The 16,966-nt window shown below is 65.7% G+C and carries 15 protein-coding genes; 4 read left to right on the top strand and 11 right to left on the bottom strand.

The annotated features are described in order from the left end of the window. Window positions 1-5 precede the first annotated feature (5 nt). From gspE to ACFOPH_RS17450, 3 genes are read left to right on the top strand one after another with little or no spacing between them, the layout of a single operon-like run. Window positions 6-1,427: a type II secretion system ATPase GspE gene (gene gspE, locus ACFOPH_RS17460; protein WP_312547932.1), complete on the top strand. Its 1,422-nt coding sequence runs from the start codon at window positions 6-8 to the stop codon at window positions 1,425-1,427. Window positions 1,428-1,430: 3 nt separating this feature from the next. Then, window positions 1,431-2,651 (top strand): type II secretion system inner membrane protein GspF, encoded by a 1,221-nt coding sequence (gspF, locus tag ACFOPH_RS17455; RefSeq protein WP_379736636.1) that lies wholly within the window; start codon window positions 1,431-1,433, stop codon window positions 2,649-2,651. Between the two features lie 10 nt (window positions 2,652-2,661). Next, window positions 2,662-3,408, top strand: a complete 747-nt coding sequence (locus ACFOPH_RS17450; RefSeq protein WP_312547934.1) for a type II secretion system protein N — start codon at window positions 2,662-2,664, stop codon at window positions 3,406-3,408. A gap of 426 nt (window positions 3,409-3,834) precedes the next feature. Here ACFOPH_RS17450 and ACFOPH_RS17445 read toward each other — a convergent pair whose 3' ends face one another. The 11 genes from ACFOPH_RS17445 to ACFOPH_RS17395 form a co-directional block, all read right to left on the bottom strand. Next, window positions 3,835-4,566, bottom strand: a complete 732-nt coding sequence (locus ACFOPH_RS17445) for a helix-turn-helix domain-containing protein (protein ID WP_312547935.1) — start codon at window positions 4,564-4,566, stop codon at window positions 3,835-3,837. 337 nt (window positions 4,567-4,903) lie between these two features. Next, window positions 4,904-6,241 (bottom strand): IS4 family transposase, encoded by a 1,338-nt coding sequence (locus tag ACFOPH_RS17440; RefSeq protein WP_379732757.1) that lies wholly within the window; start codon window positions 6,239-6,241, stop codon window positions 4,904-4,906. Window positions 6,242-6,323: 82 nt separating this feature from the next. Next, entirely contained in the window at window positions 6,324-6,527 is a 204-nt protein-coding gene (locus ACFOPH_RS17435) for a hypothetical protein (RefSeq protein WP_312554178.1), read from the bottom strand. A gap of 18 nt (window positions 6,528-6,545) precedes the next feature. After that, on the bottom strand, window positions 6,546-7,883 hold the full coding sequence (gene hslU / locus ACFOPH_RS17430) for an ATP-dependent protease ATPase subunit HslU (protein ID WP_312554175.1): 1,338 nt from the start codon (window positions 7,881-7,883) through the stop codon (window positions 6,546-6,548). A gap of 14 nt (window positions 7,884-7,897) precedes the next feature. Further along, window positions 7,898-8,434 (bottom strand): ATP-dependent protease subunit HslV, encoded by a 537-nt coding sequence (gene hslV, locus ACFOPH_RS17425; protein ID WP_312554174.1) that lies wholly within the window; start codon window positions 8,432-8,434, stop codon window positions 7,898-7,900. Window positions 8,435-8,543: 109 nt separating this feature from the next. Next, a complete protein-coding gene (locus ACFOPH_RS17420; RefSeq protein WP_379736632.1) occupies window positions 8,544-9,899 on the bottom strand; it encodes an STAS domain-containing protein in 1,356 nt (451 codons plus the stop codon). Window positions 9,900-10,154: 255 nt separating this feature from the next. After that, window positions 10,155-10,607, bottom strand: a complete 453-nt coding sequence (gene dksA, locus ACFOPH_RS17415) for an RNA polymerase-binding protein DksA (protein ID WP_312553169.1) — start codon at window positions 10,605-10,607, stop codon at window positions 10,155-10,157. Window positions 10,608-10,822: 215 nt separating this feature from the next. Beyond that, window positions 10,823-11,887, bottom strand: coding sequence for a CobW family GTP-binding protein (locus ACFOPH_RS17410; protein WP_312553173.1), 1,065 nt, complete (start codon window positions 11,885-11,887; stop codon window positions 10,823-10,825). 192 nt (window positions 11,888-12,079) lie between these two features. Continuing rightward, the gene (xerC, locus tag ACFOPH_RS17405; protein WP_379737957.1) at window positions 12,080-13,012 is read right to left on the bottom strand and encodes a tyrosine recombinase XerC; all 933 of its coding nucleotides are present in this window, start codon (window positions 13,010-13,012) and stop codon (window positions 12,080-12,082) included. Beyond that, window positions 13,009-13,671: a DUF484 family protein gene (locus ACFOPH_RS17400; protein WP_312553177.1), complete on the bottom strand. Its 663-nt coding sequence runs from the start codon at window positions 13,669-13,671 to the stop codon at window positions 13,009-13,011. Before ACFOPH_RS17400 ends, xerC begins: the two co-directional genes overlap by 4 nt. Before the next feature lie 164 nt (window positions 13,672-13,835). Next, window positions 13,836-14,885, bottom strand: coding sequence for a porin (locus ACFOPH_RS17395; protein ID WP_312553183.1), 1,050 nt, complete (start codon window positions 14,883-14,885; stop codon window positions 13,836-13,838). A gap of 463 nt (window positions 14,886-15,348) precedes the next feature. Between ACFOPH_RS17395 and ACFOPH_RS17390 the strand changes: the two genes are divergently transcribed. Beyond that, window positions 15,349-16,962 (top strand): tetratricopeptide repeat protein, encoded by a 1,614-nt coding sequence (locus ACFOPH_RS17390; RefSeq protein ID WP_379736629.1) that lies wholly within the window; start codon window positions 15,349-15,351, stop codon window positions 16,960-16,962. The last annotated feature ends 4 nt before the right edge of the window (window positions 16,963-16,966 follow it).

Genomic DNA, 16,966 nt, shown 5'->3' with positions numbered 1-16,966 from the left:
GAACCATGAATAATTTGTTGCCTTACGCCTTCGCCCGCGACCATGGGGTGCTGGCGCGCGCCGGCGACGACCCGGCGCAGAGCGTCGAGGTGCTGATTTCCGGCAGCACGCCGCCCGCGGCGATCGCCGAGGTGTCGCGCCGTTTCGGCCGCATCGCGCTGCGCCGCCTCGACCGGAGCGAGCTCGACGACGCGATCGCCAAGGCCTATGCCGGCAGCGGCGGCGACGCCTCGCAGGTGGCCGACGAATTCGACGCCGACCTCGATCTCACCAAGCTGCTGCAGGACGTGCCGGCGATCGAGGACCTGCTCGAATCGTCCGACGATGCGCCCGTGATCCGCATGATCAACGCGCTGCTGACGCAATCGCTGCGCGAGGGCGCGTCCGACATCCACATCGAACCCTTCGAGCAGACCTCGGTCGTGCGTTTCCGCATCGACGGCGCGCTGCGCGACATCGTGCGCCCGCGCAAGGGCATCCACGCTTCGCTGATCTCGCGTATCAAGATCATGTCGCAGCTCGACATCGCCGAGAAACGCCTGCCGCAGGACGGCCGCATCACGCTGCGCATCGGCGGCAAGCCGGTCGACGTGCGCGTCTCGACCTTGCCGACCGGCCACGGCGAGCGCGCCGTGCTGCGTCTGCTCGACAAGGAAGCCGGCCGTCTCGATTTGTCGCACCTGGGCATGAGCCCGGAGATGCTGCCGCAGTTCGACAAGCTGATCAATCAACCGCACGGCATCGTGCTCGTCACCGGTCCGACCGGTTCCGGTAAGACCACGACCTTGTACGCGGCGCTGTCGCGCCTGAACGCCTCGACCACCAACATCATGACGGTGGAAGACCCGATCGAGTACGACCTGAACGGCGTCGGCCAGACCCAGGTCAACGCCCGCATCGACATGACCTTCGCCAAGGCCCTGCGCGCGATCCTGCGCCAGGACCCGGACGTGATCATGATCGGCGAGATCCGCGACCTGGAAACGGCGCAAATTGCCGTGCAGGCTTCGCTCACCGGCCACCTGGTGCTGGCGACCCTGCACACCAACGATGCCGCCTCGGCCGTCACCCGCCTGCTCGACATGGGCATCGAGCCGTTCCTGCTGTCCTCGTCCCTGCTGGGCGTGATGGCGCAGCGCCTGGTCCGTAAGCTTTGTCCGCACTGCAAGAAGAGCGATGGCGTGCAATGGCATGCGGTCGGCTGCGAGCGCTGTGGCCACACCGGCTACCACGGCCGGGTCGGCGTCTACGAGCTGCTGGAAACGGACGAGCGCATCCGCTCCCAGATCCACAACCAGGCTTCGGAAGCCGAGATCCGCGAAACGGCGCAGAAGAGCGGCATGAAGACGATGCGCGAAGACGGCGAGCGCTGGCTGCAGGAAGGGGTCACCACCCAGGCCGAGCTGCTGCGCGTGACCAAGGACTAAGCCATGCCGGCATTTCGTTACGAAGCCGTCGATGCGGGCGGCGCCACGCGCAAGGGCGTGGTCAACGCCGACAGTCCGCGCGCGGCGCGCGCCGACCTGCGCACGCAAGGGCTGACGCCGCTGAACGTCGAGGCCATCGCGGCCCAGATCGACGCTTCCGGCGCCGCCCGGGCGCGCGGCATCGGCGAGCGCCTTTCGCAGGTCGAGCTGGCGCTGTTTACGCGCCAGCTGGCCAGCCTGCTGGAAGCCGGCCTGCCGCTGGAGCAAGCCTTTACCGCGCTGCTGGAACAGGCGGAAAAACCCTACCTGCGCGACCTGATCGCCTCGATCCGCTCGGAAGTGATGGGCGGCATGCCGTTCTCGGAAGCGCTGTCGCGCCATCCGCGCGACTTCGCCGAGATCTACCGTGCGCTGGTCGCTTCGGGCGAACAGATCGGCCAACTGTCGCGCGTGCTGTCGCGCCTGGCCGACTACATCGAGCGCCGCAACGCCCTGGTGCAAAAGGTGCGCCTGGCCTTCACCTATCCGGCGATCGTCACCGTGGTCGCGTTCGCGATCGTGATCTTCCTGCTCACCTACGTGGTGCCGCAGATCGTCTCGGTGTTCGCCAATACCAAACAGCAATTGCCTTTCCTCACAGTGGTGATGCTGGCGGTGTCGGACTTTACGCGCGCCTGGGGCATCCTGGTGGCGATCGTGCTGGTCGCCGCCTGGTTCGCCTGGCGCCGGGCGCTGCAGAACCCGGTACTGAAACGGCGCTGGCACACCTGGCTGCTGACCGCACCGATCTACGGCAAGTTCGAGCGCAGCCTGAACACGGCGCGTTTCGCCAGTACGCTGGCGATCACGACCGGTTCCGGGGTGCCGATCCTGCGCGCCCTCGATACCAGCCGCGAAACTTTATCGAACGTTGCGATGCGCGAGCTGGTCGAACAGGCGACGGGCAGCGTGCGCGAAGGCGTCAGCCTGGCGCGGGCCTTGTCGGCGCAAAAACATTTCCCGCCGATGCTGGTGCACATGATCCGCGCCGGGGAGATCACCGGCGAACTGCCGGCCATGCTCGAGCGCGCCGCCAACTCGCAGCAGGCCGACCTCGAACGGCGCACGCTGACCATTGCCGGCCTGCTCGAGCCGGTGCTGATCCTGGCCATGGGCCTGGTCGTGCTGCTGATCGTGCTGGCTGTCCTGATGCCGATCATTGAAATCAACCAGCTGGTGCGCTAACAAGGACATCATGAAGCGTCTGCCTCTCCTTCTCACCCTGCTTGCCCTGGTCTTCCTGGCGGTATCCGTCACCTACTGGGGCATGCAGCTGTACAAGCCGCAGCAGCGTCAGATCGCCGCTGCGCCGCCGGCCGGCATTCCCGAGCCGTCGGCCGATGCCGCCGCGACCCTGTTCGGCGGCCAGGCCGCCACCGTGGTCGCCACCAACTACCAGCTGACCGGCATCGTCGCGGCCGGCCGCGACAGTGTCGCCATCCTCGTCGCCGACGGCCAGCCGCCCAAGGCCCTGATGGTGGGCAAGGAACTCTCGCCCGGCGTGACGGTCAGCGAAGTGCATCCGCGCTACGTGATGCTGTCCGACGGCGGCGTCATGAAACGCATCGAACTGGCGGCCGACACCAAGCCGGCCGTGCCGCTGTCCGGCGCCGCCATGCCGCCGGCGATGCCGCAGCAGCAGCCCGAGCCGATGGCCGAGATGCCGCAGATGGAGCCACAAACCGCCCCAGGCGCCGTGCGCCCGCCACCGCCGCCGGGCGAAGTCGATCCGGTGGTCGGTCCGAACGAGGAACCGCCCCAGGAAACCCCGCCCTCGCCAGCGGCCGCCAACTACAACGGCGCCGTGCAGGGCAACCAGCCGATGCAAGGCAACCAGTCCATGCAGGGCAACCAGGCGCCCCCGCCGCCGGCCCAGCCGCAAATGCCGCCGCCGACGCGCGTGATGGGTGGCCCCGCCGCCGGGCAACCGGTGACGCAGTAAGGATGTGTTGAAGGCCGTGGCCGCCCCCAATCGGCAAGAACGTCAACGATAGCAGCCGTTTGCGAACTGTAGGGTGGGCGCCCCGTGCCCACGCGTAAGCTCGCCCCATCAGCAACGCTTGCCCGAGAGTTGGCGGGCGCTCGCCGATGAGATCGTAGGGTGGGCACGCTGTGCCCACGCGTAACTCTGCCGTACTGGCAACGCTTGCCTCGGCGTTGGCTGATGGACGCCAATCGAGTTAACAAGATAAACGTTAGCGGCCACCTGGACGCGCCGCTGACACGACGCAAGCGTCCAGGCAGGCCCTGACACCGTCGTCCAGCTGCCTTCTGCGTGGGCACTTCGCGCCTACGCCGGCCACGCCCACCTTACGGTCACGTGCGCCACGCAGCCCCACCTCTTATCCTTGCAAGCGCACCTACGCCCTTAGCGCCGCAGCGCCGTGAACGCCGCAAACTCCCAGGACCGGAACCCCACCACCAGGCTCATTCCGTCCCGCTCTGCGGGCGGCAGCCGGCGGTCGTGCTTGTGCAGGCGCGCCAGCTCGGCCGCCAGTTGCGCGATCTTCTGCGCGACCTCGGCGGCGCTGGCCGGCGACAGCCGCGCCGGCAGGCACATCAGGGTTTCGCCCGGTCCGTCGAAGCGGCCCGAAAAATAGTCCGGCACCATGTGCTCGCGGAAAAAACGCTGTACGGGACCGTCCGGTAGCCAGTGGAAGGTATGGGAAACGCGCAATCCGTAGCGGTTCAGCGGGCGCAGCTCGATCAGGCCGAGCCGGTCGAGCTCGGCCAGGTAGCCGATGCATTCGGCCGGTGTCAGGCGGTAGTTCTCGACCACCTGCTCCAGGGTCCAGTGTCCCAGGCAGGAGATCGCCATCAGCAGCAGGCGCGGCTTGGCGACCAGTGCCGTCTCCTGCGGCAGGGTCAGGGTGTCGGCCTGCGGCCGGGCGTCGGCGGCGCGGCGCAGCACGTCCTCGAGCGCGATCCCGGCCGCCTGGCAGATTTGCGCCAGGCGCGACAGCGGCATGTCCTTCTGGCCGAACAGGCGCTTCACGCTCGACTCGCTCATGTCGATGCGTTCGGCCAGGGTTTTATAGGTGAGATTGGCCGCGCGCAGCTCGGCGCGCAGCACGTCGACGATCAGCTCGGGTGAGCTCATGGGGCTCCTGTCAGTGGGCGTTGGCGCCGCACAATGTACAGGGGAACAAGGGGAGGAGCAAGGCGGGGAAGGTCGGCGAAGAAGCGTTGGGCGATCAAGCCTGGTGCGCTGTTATTCAAGCGATGAGACCGCGTGGGTTCAAGAACCCACCCTACGAAACCCGGTTCACGTAGGGTGGGCTCTTGAGCCCACGCGGTCTTTCGTGTTTAAGCATACCCGACAGTTCAGGTAGGGTGGGTTCTTGAACCCACACGGTCTTTCGTGTCGAAGCGTACCCGACGTTAGACAAAGAGGCGGCGCCGCCACATAAAAAAAGGGAGCCGCAGCTTAATGCCAGTCAGTTAAGCTGACTGGCATTTTTCATTGGAAACTTGGATCTGCACTGTTTGACGACTCTGGGATAGGACCGCGTTCGACGTTCTGGCAAGAGATAGGCGCGTGCCTGCTCGCGTAGCAGTGCCAGACGCTTGGGGAAGGTGCCAGGCGTTTGCAGAGGCCAGTGGTACAGGGCCGTGGTAATGGCCAGGGCCAGCCACTGGAAGCTTAGGCGTTGTGGCGGTACGTGTAGTTCATCGGCCATTTGGGCAATTTCATGGCGCAGCAGGTTGTAGGCGATGAGCGTGCCCCATACTTCCTGGCGTACCAGCGCAGGCAACTTGCTGCGCAGTGTCGTCGCATTCTTCTGCATGCCTTGTTTGATTTCCCTGAAACCTAATTCGATCTCCCAGCGCTGCATGTAGTGCGCAACGATCTCACGCGCTGGAAAACGGTGCGCGTCCCACAGAGAGGTAAGGTACTGCCGGCGCTCTCCACCAACCATGCAGGTAATGAGTCGTGCTTGCCAATGCGATGGCAAATCCGGTCGCTGCTTGCGTGCCTGCTGGGATACCTCGAAACTCACCAGGCAGTCGTCAGGGGCAAACTGGCAGACCACTTCATAACGCAATCCGCTTCTAGCCCGCATGAGCCAATGTCTTTGCTCACCTGCCTGCTGCCAGTCCAGAAGAAGGGTTGCCGAGAGATAGGCACGATCGAAGATCGTCAACGATCCATCTGGCACCTTATGCATCAGTGATTTGGCAAAGCTCAGCTCTGAGGTGCCGTAGTCGCCAAACTCGGCAGCGCGGATCAGGTGAGTGTAGGTGTCCATCAAGCAGACTGCGCGCAATTGTGGCCAAGCGCCTTTGCAATGCGCGTTCGAGCCTCGGCCAAACTTTTCACCGTTGGCTGGTGTGTCGGGCAGCGACCACACCACGCCGTCGACGGCGTAACTGCGCAACCCATGAAACAGCCCTTGTTCAGGTATGGCAGTGCTCCCCCAGCAGCTTGCCAAGCGTTCGAACAACCATGCCATCGGTGCCTCACCAAGGCGCTCTCGCCCTGCTACAGCAGCACTGGGCACGGGAGCACTGGGTGTCGGGCCCTCGGCCAAATCGAGCTGCTGGACGATATGCCAGATCGGTTCATTGCGAAACAGAGCCAGGCCGATGACCAGCCAGACCATGCGTTCGGCCGGCAAGCGCCGCCGCCGCAATGACACTGTCCTGGTCTGCTGCAAGGCTTCGTCGATCCAGGCTGGATCGATCAGGCTGGCGAAGCGTTCAAACTCATGCGGTGCCAGCTCAGCCGCATAGTCCAGGTCAAGTTGGAGAGCCATAATAAAAAACGGATTCACGTTGATCGTGAATCCGTTTTAGCTCAAACCGCCGACTGGTCAATGCCTTAAGTGACCGGCATTAAGCCGCAGCTCCCTTTCTTCACTCGTCCTCGTCGGCCGTCAGCTTGGCCTTCTTGAGCAGGCGCTTGGCGGCCTGGCGCTCGCTCGACAGCGGCTTGGCGTGCGGCCCGGCCGCGCGTGCCTTGGCCAGCGCCGCGATCGGGTTGCGCGGCTTGCCGAAGTTCTGCGACGGTTCGGTGCGCAGGCGCATCTTCTGCCGGGTTGCGAGTGCCTTGTTCGCCATCGTTTTCCTCCTGGCGCCTTACAGCACGTAGCGCGACAGGTCTTCGTTGGCCGAGAGTACGTCGAGGCGTTCGTTGACGTAGGCCGCGTTGATCGTCACCAGCTTGTCCTGGCGGTCGCTGGCATCGAAGGACACTTCCTCGAGCAGTTTTTCCATCACCGTGTACAGGCGGCGCGCGCCGATGTTCTCGGTACGCTCGTTCACCGAGAAGGCGATCTCGGCCAGGCGGTGGATGCCGTCTTCGGTAAAGTCGATCTTGATGCCCTCGGTCGCCAGCAGCGCTTCGTACTGCGTGGTGAGACAGGCGTCGGTGCTGGTGAGAATGCGCTTGAAGTCGTCGATCGACAGCGATTCCAGTTCGACCCGGATCGGGAAGCGGCCCTGCAGCTCGGGAATCAGGTCCGACGGCTTCGACAGGTGGAACGCGCCCGAGGCGATGAACAGGATGTGGTCGGTGCGGATCATGCCGTACTTCGTGTTCACCGTCGTGCCCTCGACCAGCGGCAGCAGGTCGCGCTGGACGCCGGCGCGTGAGACGTCGGCGCCGCCGTGCTCGGAGCGGGTCGCGATCTTGTCGATCTCGTCGAGGAACACGATGCCGTTGTTCTCGACATTGTGGATCGCCTTCTGCTTCATCTCGTCTTCGTTGATCAGGCGCGCCGCTTCTTCCTCGGCCAGCACCTTCATCGCCTCCTTGATCTTCATCTTGCGCGGCTTCTTGCGCGCGCCGCCAACGCCGGCGAACATCGACTTGATCTGTTCCGTCATTTCTTCCATGCCCGGCGGCGCCATGATTTCCATCTGCGGCGCACTGTCGGCCACTTCGATCTCGACCTCGCGGTCGTCGAGCGAACCTTCGCGCAGGCGCTTGCGGAAGGTCTGGCGCGTGCTGTCGCCTTCCTTGGCGTCGGCCGCGGCGCTGACGTTGAAGCCGAAGTCGCGCGCCGGCGGCACCAGGATGTCGATGATGCGGTCCTCGGCCGCGTCCTCGGCGCGCTGGCGCACCTTCTTCATTTCGCTGGCGCGGGTTTGCTTGACGCCGATGTCGATCAGATCGCGGATGATGGTGTCGACGTCGCGCCCGACATAGCCGACCTCGGTGAACTTGGTTGCTTCGATCTTGATGAAGGGTGCGTCGGCCAGCTTCGCCAGGCGGCGCGCGATCTCGGTCTTGCCGACGCCGGTCGGGCCGATCATGAGGATGTTCTTCGGGGTGATCTCGTGGCGCAGCGGCTCGGCCACCTGCTGGCGGCGCCAGCGGTTGCGCAGGGCGATGGCGACGGCGCGCTTGGCCTTGCCCTGGCCGACGACGTGCTTGTCCAGTTCCGACACGATTTCGAGGGGAGTCATGTTCATGATATGCATGCCGGTCAGTCCAGCGTTTCGATGATGTGGGACAAATTGGTGTAGATGCACAGCTCGCCAGCGATCGTCAGCGCTTTCTTGACGACCTCGGCGGGCGGCAGCTCGGTATTTTCCTGCAGCGCCTTGGCGGCGGACTGGGCGTAGATGCCGCCCGAGCCGATCGCGCCGATGCCGTCTTCCGGTTCGAGCACGTCGCCATTGCCGGTAATGATGAGCGTCGACTCCCTGTCGGCCACCAGCAGCATCGCCTCGAGCTTGCGCAGCATGCGGTCGGTGCGCCAATCCTTGGCCAGCTCGACCGAGGAGCGCAGCAAATTGCCCTGGTGTTTCTCGAGCTTGGCTTCGAAGCGGTCGAGCAGGGTGAAGGCGTCGGCGGTGGCGCCGGCGAAGCCGCACAGGACCTTGCCCTGGTACAGCTTGCGCACCTTGCGCGCCGAGCCCTTCATGACGACGTTCCCCAGGGTGACCTGGCCGTCGCCGCCCAATGCGACTTGCGAGCCGCGACGCACACTCACAATGGTGGTGCCGTGAAATTGTTCCATATCTGCCTCATGGTTAACTAGCCCTCCGCAAGTGGGGCTGTTGCACAGAATTGCAAGACAGGGTGACGCGAAAGCTCAGCAGGACATAAGGACGGTCCTGCTCCGCCGTTCAGTATTTATGTGCGTACAGGCGCGCGCAGTCGCCGTAATTCAGCAGGCGCAGCAGGGCCGCGACCATGTGGTTCAGTTCGCGCAGCTCGACCTGGCGCCCATCCGCGGCCAGTGCGCGCAGGCGCCCATGCAACGCGTTCGCCGCGCCGAAGCCGATCCGCGCCAGTCGCGAACAGTCGAGCACGATGCTGGCCGCGGTGGCGTCGGCCGTTCCGGCAATGGGCACCGGCGTCTCGGTTGTCGCCGCCTGGGCGGCGTAGCCGTCGATCGCGGCCAGCAGCGGGGCGATGTCGCCGTCCACCACCGGCGGCAGCAGGAACCGCTGCCCGGCGGCCCCGGGCGCGGAACCGGCGTCGATGGCGCCGGGCGCAGCGGCGGGAACGCCGCGCAGCGGCGCCTCGAACGAGGGCGGCGACACCTCGAAGGTGACGCAGTAATCCATCGCGGTCTCCTCGAAATCCTTTTCGCGGTCGAGCAACTGCAATAGCTCGAGCAGGAGCAGCCAGGGCGCCTCGCCACCGGCGCGCTCGCCGATCGCGAGCTTCGGGCGCAGCACCGCGAGCAGCGCGTCGGCGCCGGCCAGCTCGATGTCCTGCCCCGTGGCGCGCAAGTCCTGCAGGCCGGCCAGCAGGGCGGCGCAGGCTTCCAGGCTGGCGCTGCGCACGGCGCCGAAGTCGAGCCGCACCGGCTTGCCGGCGCTCACTGGAGCGCGCAGGGACTGGAGCTGGGCGGCGACCCCGGCGTCGAGCGCGGCGCCGAGGCGCATGACCGGCGCCACCCCGGCAAACGCCTGCTGCGGCGCCACGCGCGGCAGGCGTTCGACGTAGGCGGGGGGAGAGGTTTCGAAATGGCTGGCATAGTCGATGGCGATGCTCTCGAACGCCTGCTCGCGGCCTTGGACCTGGTAGAGGTCGAACAGCATCCACCAAGGCAGGCGTTCGCCACGGCCGAGTTCGACCAGGGAATCGCGCAGCATCTGCTCGGCCAGGTCGGCCTGGCCGTTGGCGTAGAGGATGGCGCTTTCCTCGACCACCGGCGCGCTGGCCGGCATGGCGGCCGCGTCGGGCTGGTCGGTCAGCGGGCCCGGTTCGGTGTCGGCACCCGGCGCCAGCGGCGCGGCGGCGGCCGGGGGGCGGTGGCTGCTGCCCCAGCCGGTGTCCAGGTCGTCGAACAGGTCGGTGGTCATGGCCAGTTCGATGGCGTCGATCTTGGCGGCGGTGGCGCGCGCGATGTCGCGCTGGCGTTCGCGTTCGGCTTCGCTGGTCAGACGCGACGCTTCGTCCGCACGCAGGCGCGTCGCCGGCGCCTCGGGCAGGGAGTCGTTCTTTTTCTTCAGGAAGGAAAATAAGCCCACGTCGTTTCCGTCTGTCGTTTGCCCTGGTTATCGTCCACGTTCGGCGCCGCGCCACCGGGGGCGGTGCTCGACCATGACGGTAGCACGGACGCTCGATTCGCACCCTGCGCACACGTGCGCAAGCGCAAACACACTGCGGGCGCTCTAGTGTATCCCATGGGAAAGATTTTCGGCACGCCAGCACAGCTTGGGCGCGTAAAAAAGAAAAAAGCATGCGGCGAAGGCATGCTTTTTTCGGTCGATGCTGCGTAGGAATCAGTCGCCGTACAGCTTTTGCTTCAGTTCGCGGCGCTGCTGGGCTTCCAGCGACAGGGTGGCGGTCGGACGGGCGATCAGGCGCGGGATGCCGATCGGTTCGCCGGTTTCCTCGCACCAGCCGTACTCGCCGGCTTCAATGGCGGCCAGCGATTGCTGGACCTTCTTGAGCAGCTTGCGCTCGCGGTCGCGGGTGCGCAGTTCCAGTGCGTGCTCTTCCTCGATGGTGGCGCGGTCGGCCGGGTCCGGGACCAGGACGGTTTCGCGCAGGTGCTCTGTGGTCTCACCGGCGTTTTTCAGCAGCTCTTTCTCGAGCTGTTGCAGGCGGTCCTTGAAGAACGCGAGCTGGGCCGGGTTCATGTAGTCCTCGTCGCCCATCGCCCGAATTTCTTCTTCCGTCAAGAGTCGGTCTTCGGCCTGCGCGGCGGTATTCGGTTTCGTTGTTTTAGTCATGACTTCACTTGCCTTCGATACGACAGAGGTTTTCATTTTATCAGCTGGCTCAGCAGTAACACCGGATTGCCCAAGGATGCGTGCTGTGCTTCGCTGCCATGACGGCCATTGCCGCTGCCGTCTTCGCTGCCGCCGGACTGGCCGGCAGCGCTCGCTCGACGGTACCTGTCACGCCGCGGGGACGGGGGCGACGGGTACCGCAAAACCGGGATAGTTTATACCAAACATTGTTCCAATCCGCGGATAAATACGTCTTTTGGTAAATTTTTACCAATAAACACCATTTTGCTGCCCCGTGTCTCGCCGTCTTCCCACTTTGCTCCGAGGTCGCTGCCCATGATTTGATGCACGCCTTGGAACACGACTTTGCGATCCGCGCCCTGCATCGACAACACGCCCTTGTAGCGCAGCATGTTCGGGCCGAACACCTGCACCAGGCTGCCGAGGAACTGGTCGAGGCGCTCGGGATCGAAGGCGCGCTCGCTCTTGAACACGAAGGCGGCGATGTCGTCGCTGTGGTGCGCATGGTGGTGATCGTGGGTGCAGGCTTCGCCGTGGGCATGGTCGTGGCCGCAGTGCGCGTGATCGTGCGCGTGCTCGTGGTGCTCGTGGTCGTGCTCGTCGGCGCGCAGGAAGTCGGGATCGAGCTCGAGCTTGTCGTTCAGATTGAAACCGCGCAGGTCGAGCACCTCGGCCAGGGGCGCGCGCCCGAAGTCGGAAGTCGAGATCGGCGCGCGCGGGTTGATGCGCGCAAGGCGGTTCTTCAGCGTTTCGACGGCGGCGGCGTCGACCAGGTCGAGCTTCGACAGCAGGATCTTGTCGGCGAAACCGACCTGGCGCTGGGCTTCCTCGTGGCGGTCCAGCTGGTCCATTGCATGGCGCGCATCGACCACGGTCACCACCGCGTCGAGCAGGTAGTGGGCACCCACTTCCTCGTCGACGAAGAAAGTCTGGGCCACCGGGCCCGGGTTGGCCAGGCCGGTCGTTTCGATGACGACGCGATCAAACGCGATCTCGCCGGCTTCGCGCTTCTGCGCCAGGTTGGTCAGCGCGACGATCAGGTCGCCGCGCACGGTGCAGCAGATGCAGCCGTTGTTCATTTCGACGATCTGCTCGCCGCTGTCCTGCACCAGGATTTCGTTGTCGATGTTTTCCTGGCCGAATTCGTTTTCGATGACGGCGATACGCAGGCCGTGCTCCTCGCGCAGGATGCGGTTGAGGAGGGTGGTCTTGCCGGCGCCGAGGAAGCCGGTCAGGATGGTCGTGGGGATCAGTGACATGTGTTTGCGGTTCCAAATACTTCTAGTCGGCCCAATCGGGCGCGGGGAATCAAGGGATTATGCCGCAATTTGCAATCTGCCACCATCAACCGTACGCGCCCTTGCGCCAGCGCAAGCGAACTATTGCCGGTAGCCCAAGCTGGCAACTAAAAGTTGTGCCCAGCCTACTGACAAGCGTAAAGCGTCAGGTGCTTATTTTGCCTTGGCCCGCGGATGCGCCTTGTCATAGACGGCGGCCAGGTGCTGGAAGTCGAGCGCGGTATACACCTGGGTCGAGGTGATGCTGGCGTGGCCGAGCAGTTCCTGCACGGCGCGCAGGTCGCCCGACGATTGCAGCAGGTGCGAGGCGAAAGAGTGGCGCAGCACGTGCGGGTGCACGTGCACCGGGGCGCCAGCCTTGATCGCATGCTGCTTGAGGCGCTGCTGGACCACGCGCGGGGTGATGCGCGCGCCGCGGCTGGACAGGAACAGGGCAGGACTGCCGTCACTGGCCGGCGGACGCACCGCCAGCCAGGCCGCCAGCGCCTCGCGCGCGGGGCCGCCGACCGGCACCCGGCGCATCTTGCCGCCCTTGCCGGTGACCACGACCTCGCTCGAGGACGAATCGAACCAGCCGAGAGAACCGCCGTGCTTGTGGTCGGTATAAGCCAAGTCGAGCCCGGCCAGCTCCGAGACCCGCAGCCCGCTCGAATACAGCAGTTCAAACATGGCGCGGTTGCACAGTTCAGCCGGTTCCGGGTGGCCGTGGCGGTTCGCTTCCAGCAGCTGGACGGCGTCGTCCACGGCCAGCGCCTTCGGTAGCGATTTGGCGCGGCGCGGTGCGCGCACGCCGTCGACCGGGTTGGCAGGCAGCGCCAGCTGCAGCGACAGCCATTGGTAGAAGCCGCGCCAGCCGGAGAGCTTGCGCGCGATCGAGCGGGGATTCTGCCCGGCCGCGTGCAGGCGCGCGGCGAAGCGGCGCATGTCGGCGTGGGTCAGGCGCGGCCAGTCGGTGTGACCGGCCAGTGCGGCCAGCTCGGCCAGGTCGCGCCGGTAGGCGGCGACCGTGTGCGGCGACAGTTGACGTTGGGTGACCAGTTCGCCCAGGTAGCGGCTGGCCCAGTCCTGCGCCGCGTCCACGGTCAGGCGCGCAGCGGCGCCAGCGCGGTGCTGGCGGATTGGCCCAGCTGGACCAGGAAATCGGTCGCCATCGCCGGGCTGAAACGCTCGGCGTCCGGCGAGCCCAGCACCAGCAGGCCGAAGGTCTTGCCCTCGGCGACCAGCGGCAGCAGCACGATCGAGCGCACGGCGGCGGCGTCGTCGAGCCAGCGCACCGCCTCGAAGTCCTTGTTCGGGCCGCAATAAGGTGCGCGCAGGCTGGCGGCGAACAGGCGCGCGTCCTCGGCCACGCCGGCCGCGAACCAGCTCTCCGCATGCTCAGGCGCCACGTTCCACAGGCGCAGCGTTGCCTGTGGCACAGCGAAATGCTCGATCAGGCCGTCGACCAGGTCGCGCGCCATCGCTGCGCCGCCGGTCGAGCGCAGCAGCGCCAGGTGCCAAGCGTGGAAACGGTTGAGGATGGTGTTGTTGTCGCTGGCGGTGCGCAGCAGGTCGGCGATACGCAGCTCGAGCGCGTTGTACTTGGCGCGCATCACTTCCATCTGGCGTTCCTGGAGCGATACCGTCTTGCCGGTGAGGGGGCTGGACAGCTTGACTTCGCCCAGCAGGCCGGCGTGTTCTTCGAAAAAGCGCGGATGGTCGGCCAGGTAGCGGGCGACGGCGGCGGAATCCAGGGTGACGGTCATGGGCGGAGCTTGCAAAAATGTGGTGTGCGCAATTTTACCCGAGCAGGGGAAGGCGGGCGGAAAAAAGGCGCCCGCGTCGGCGGCGCCAGATGCAGCAAGGGCGGACACCGTTGCCGGTGCCCGCCCTTGCGGTTCATGCGTGACGGGCCAGGGCCCGCGTCAGCTTAGAACGAGTGGTTGATGCCCAGGTCGTAGTAGTTGACCGAACGATCGTCGCGGAACTGAGCCTGTGGGCCGGTCTTGCGCGATGCGTCGATGTACAGGTAGGTACGCTTCGACAGGCTGTACTCGTAGCCCAGCGACATCTGCTTGGTCTTCTCGTAGTTGTCCGGATCCTTCTGGCCGTAGCCAACCAGGATCTTGCCCGGGCCCATGGTGTAGTTGGCGCCCAGCACCCAAGCATTGGTCTTAGGACCAACGCGGACACCGTTGTACACCGGCAGGGTGCCAGCGATGTTGTCCTGGTCCTGGCGGGTGAACAGGGCCATCAGTTTCAGTTCCGGGGTTGCCATGAACGAGCCGGCGATCGACATGACCTTGGACTCGACGGCGTTACGCTCGTAACCCAGCATCAGGGCCGCAGGGCCGTTGTTGTAGGTAGCCGAGATCGAGAACGGGTTGGCCGAAGCTTCCGAGCCAGCCGGGTATTGGGTGCCGACGGAACCGCCGTTGTTTTCCTTGGTGGCGATCGCGGCGTTCAGCTGGAAGCCGCCGGTGACCGGCGAGTTGTACCAGAAGGCGTTCGACCAGCGGTTGTTCGACGAGCCAGGCGCGTCCAGCGGTGCCGAGGTGTAGCCGGCGACAGCCAGGTCGGTGTAGAAGCCGCCGGTGTTCGGCAGTGCGTGCCACGGCTCGAAGGCGCCGATGGTTTCCTGGTACGGGGTCAGGCCGCGACCGATGCGGACCATACCGAAGTCACCCTGCAGGCCGACGCGGCTCTGGCCCTGGAACAGCGGGCGCGAACCGTTTTCGACGGTGCCGGTGTCCGACTCGTAGCGGATTTCCAGTTGGAACAGAGCTTTCAGGCCGTTGCCCAGGTCTTCGGTGCCCTTGAAGCCCAGGGTGTTGGCGGCGCGCTTGCCGATGCTCAGGGTGTCGCCGCTGCGCTTCTGCACGCCAGCGTCGATGGTGCCGTAGATCTGAACGGCGGTTTGTGCGTGGGCAACGCCGGCGAAAGCGCCAACAAGAGCGACTGCCATCAGTGACTTTTTCATTTATTCGTATCCTCTTATAAGGTGAATCGGGGATCCAGAGAGCATTGAGACGTTATTGGTTTGCTGAACACTCGGACGAGTGAACAGTAATTGTTTAATGCGTCAAGATTGCCGGATTGGTTAATTATGCGGGCTGGACTTGGTGGAAAGCCAATTTAACCAATCGTGCTGTTGTATTTTCGAAACGTCGCCTGCCGGTTTTCGCACCATCGAAGTGCTTGCCGTAGTGCAATTTTGCTGAGTTCCGTTCCGTTTCGGTGCCCTTGTTCGGCGTCAATCATCGAGCTGTTCGGGACGTGGCGTGCCCGGGGCTGGCTTAGACTTCCCTCGAACCGCAGCGGTGTGGGCGTGATTTTCGTACTTCTTGTATATTGGCAACTTTGGCCGCGGCAACGTGCTGCCATCATCCTGCCGATCTCGATCGCGCCCACGCTGCCCACCCCACTCGTAAAAGACCCGACCGATGGCTAATCGTGAAGAACTGACGATCATCCGTGGCGCCCGTGCCGGCCGCGCCGACGCCCAGCTGGCCCTGGGCAAACGCTATCTGTTCGGCAGCGCCGGCCTGCCGCAAAGCCTGCCGACCGCGCTGCACTGGCTCGACCGCGCCGCGCACCAGGGTTGCCTGGAGTCTTGCCAGCTGATCGGCAACCACGTGCCGCTCGAACTGGCGCGCCAGCATGGCGGGCCGCTGACCGCCTGGTACGAGCGTGCCTACGACGCCGGCAATACGCGCGCCGGCCTGGTGCTCGCCCAGCTGCTGCTCGACGAGCCGGGCGCGGCGCCGGCGCCCGCACTGCGTGCAAAGGCCCTGCGCGCCCTCGAGGACGCGGCCCGTGCCGGCTTTGCCGAAGCCCAATGGCTGCTGGCGCGCCAGCCCGAAGCCCTTGCCGCGCCCAGGCCGGCAGGCATGGCGGCGCCGCTGCCGGCGCGTGCCGCCAACGGCGCTGCGGCGGCCGGACCGGCGTCGGGCCAGCCCTGGCTGCGCCGTGCCGCCGACAACGGCTTGCCCGAAGCGCAGTTCGCCCTGCTCGAGCAAAGCTGGAAAGGCGGCCAGTGGCAGGACTACCTCGAGCGCGCGCTGCCGCTGGCGCGTGCGCTGGCCGAGGAGGGCCCCGGCAAGTCCACCCAGCGCCTGACGCCGGGCGAAGTGAGCCTGCTGTCGCGTGTTGCGCGCCTGCTCGAAGGCGGGACTGCCGGCGCCAGCGTCGATGCCGCCGAACTCCACGTTTTCTGGGAACTGGCCGCGGCCGAGAACGACCGTCATGCCCAGCTTGCCATGGGGCTGTGGTATGCGCGCATGCAGGTCGACGGGACCCGGGTGACGGGTGGCGCCGGTGCGGCGAACTTCAAGAAGGCGATCCGCTGGCTGCTGCTGGCGGGCGAACAAGGCCTGGCCGAGGCCTGGTATGCCTTGTCGCGCATCTATGTCAAACCCGAGTTCTCGCAGCGCAACGTCGCCGATGCCCAGCGCTATCTCGAGCGAGCAGCGGAAATGGGCTACCGCGTGGCGCAGCTCGAGTGCGGCAACAATGCCTGGCGCGCCCGGCGCGAGAACGAAAACAACGACGTGCGCGCGGTCTACTGGCTACAGCAGGCGGCGGCAGGAGGCTGCCCCGATGCCGCCGCCGCGCTGCAGAAGATCGCGCCGCGGCTTGCCGACGCCCTGCATACCGAGACCGGCGCCCTGCTGGGCTGCGCGATCGACCTGTCGGCCCATCCGCTGCTGGCGGCCCGGCTGGAACTGGCGGCCCTGTTCGGGCTCAGCCGCGCGGAAGCCCTGCTGCTCGACGTGCACGCGGCCGACCAGGGTCACTGCCTGGTAATCGACATCCGCGCCAGCTACGGACGCAGCAAGCGGCGCCTGGTCATGATCGAAACCGCGCACGAGCGGCAAGCGCTCGACCGCATCGTGCAGTTGTTCGAGAACGTGGATTGTGGCCCGGGCGGGCCGGAAGGGAATTACCGCCAGCGCCTGTACCGCCTGCGCACCGCAGTGGCCGACATGGCCCAGGTCATCAAGCCGGGCAAGCCGCCGGTGCCGGGTCGTGGCGCTTCCTACGGGCTGGCCGCTTGACGTG

It is taken from the genome of Massilia haematophila (assembly GCF_042647645.1).
Classification (GTDB): domain Bacteria; phylum Pseudomonadota; class Gammaproteobacteria; order Burkholderiales; family Burkholderiaceae_D; genus Telluria; species Telluria haematophila.
This window is presented reverse-complemented; position numbering and strand designations above follow the sequence as displayed.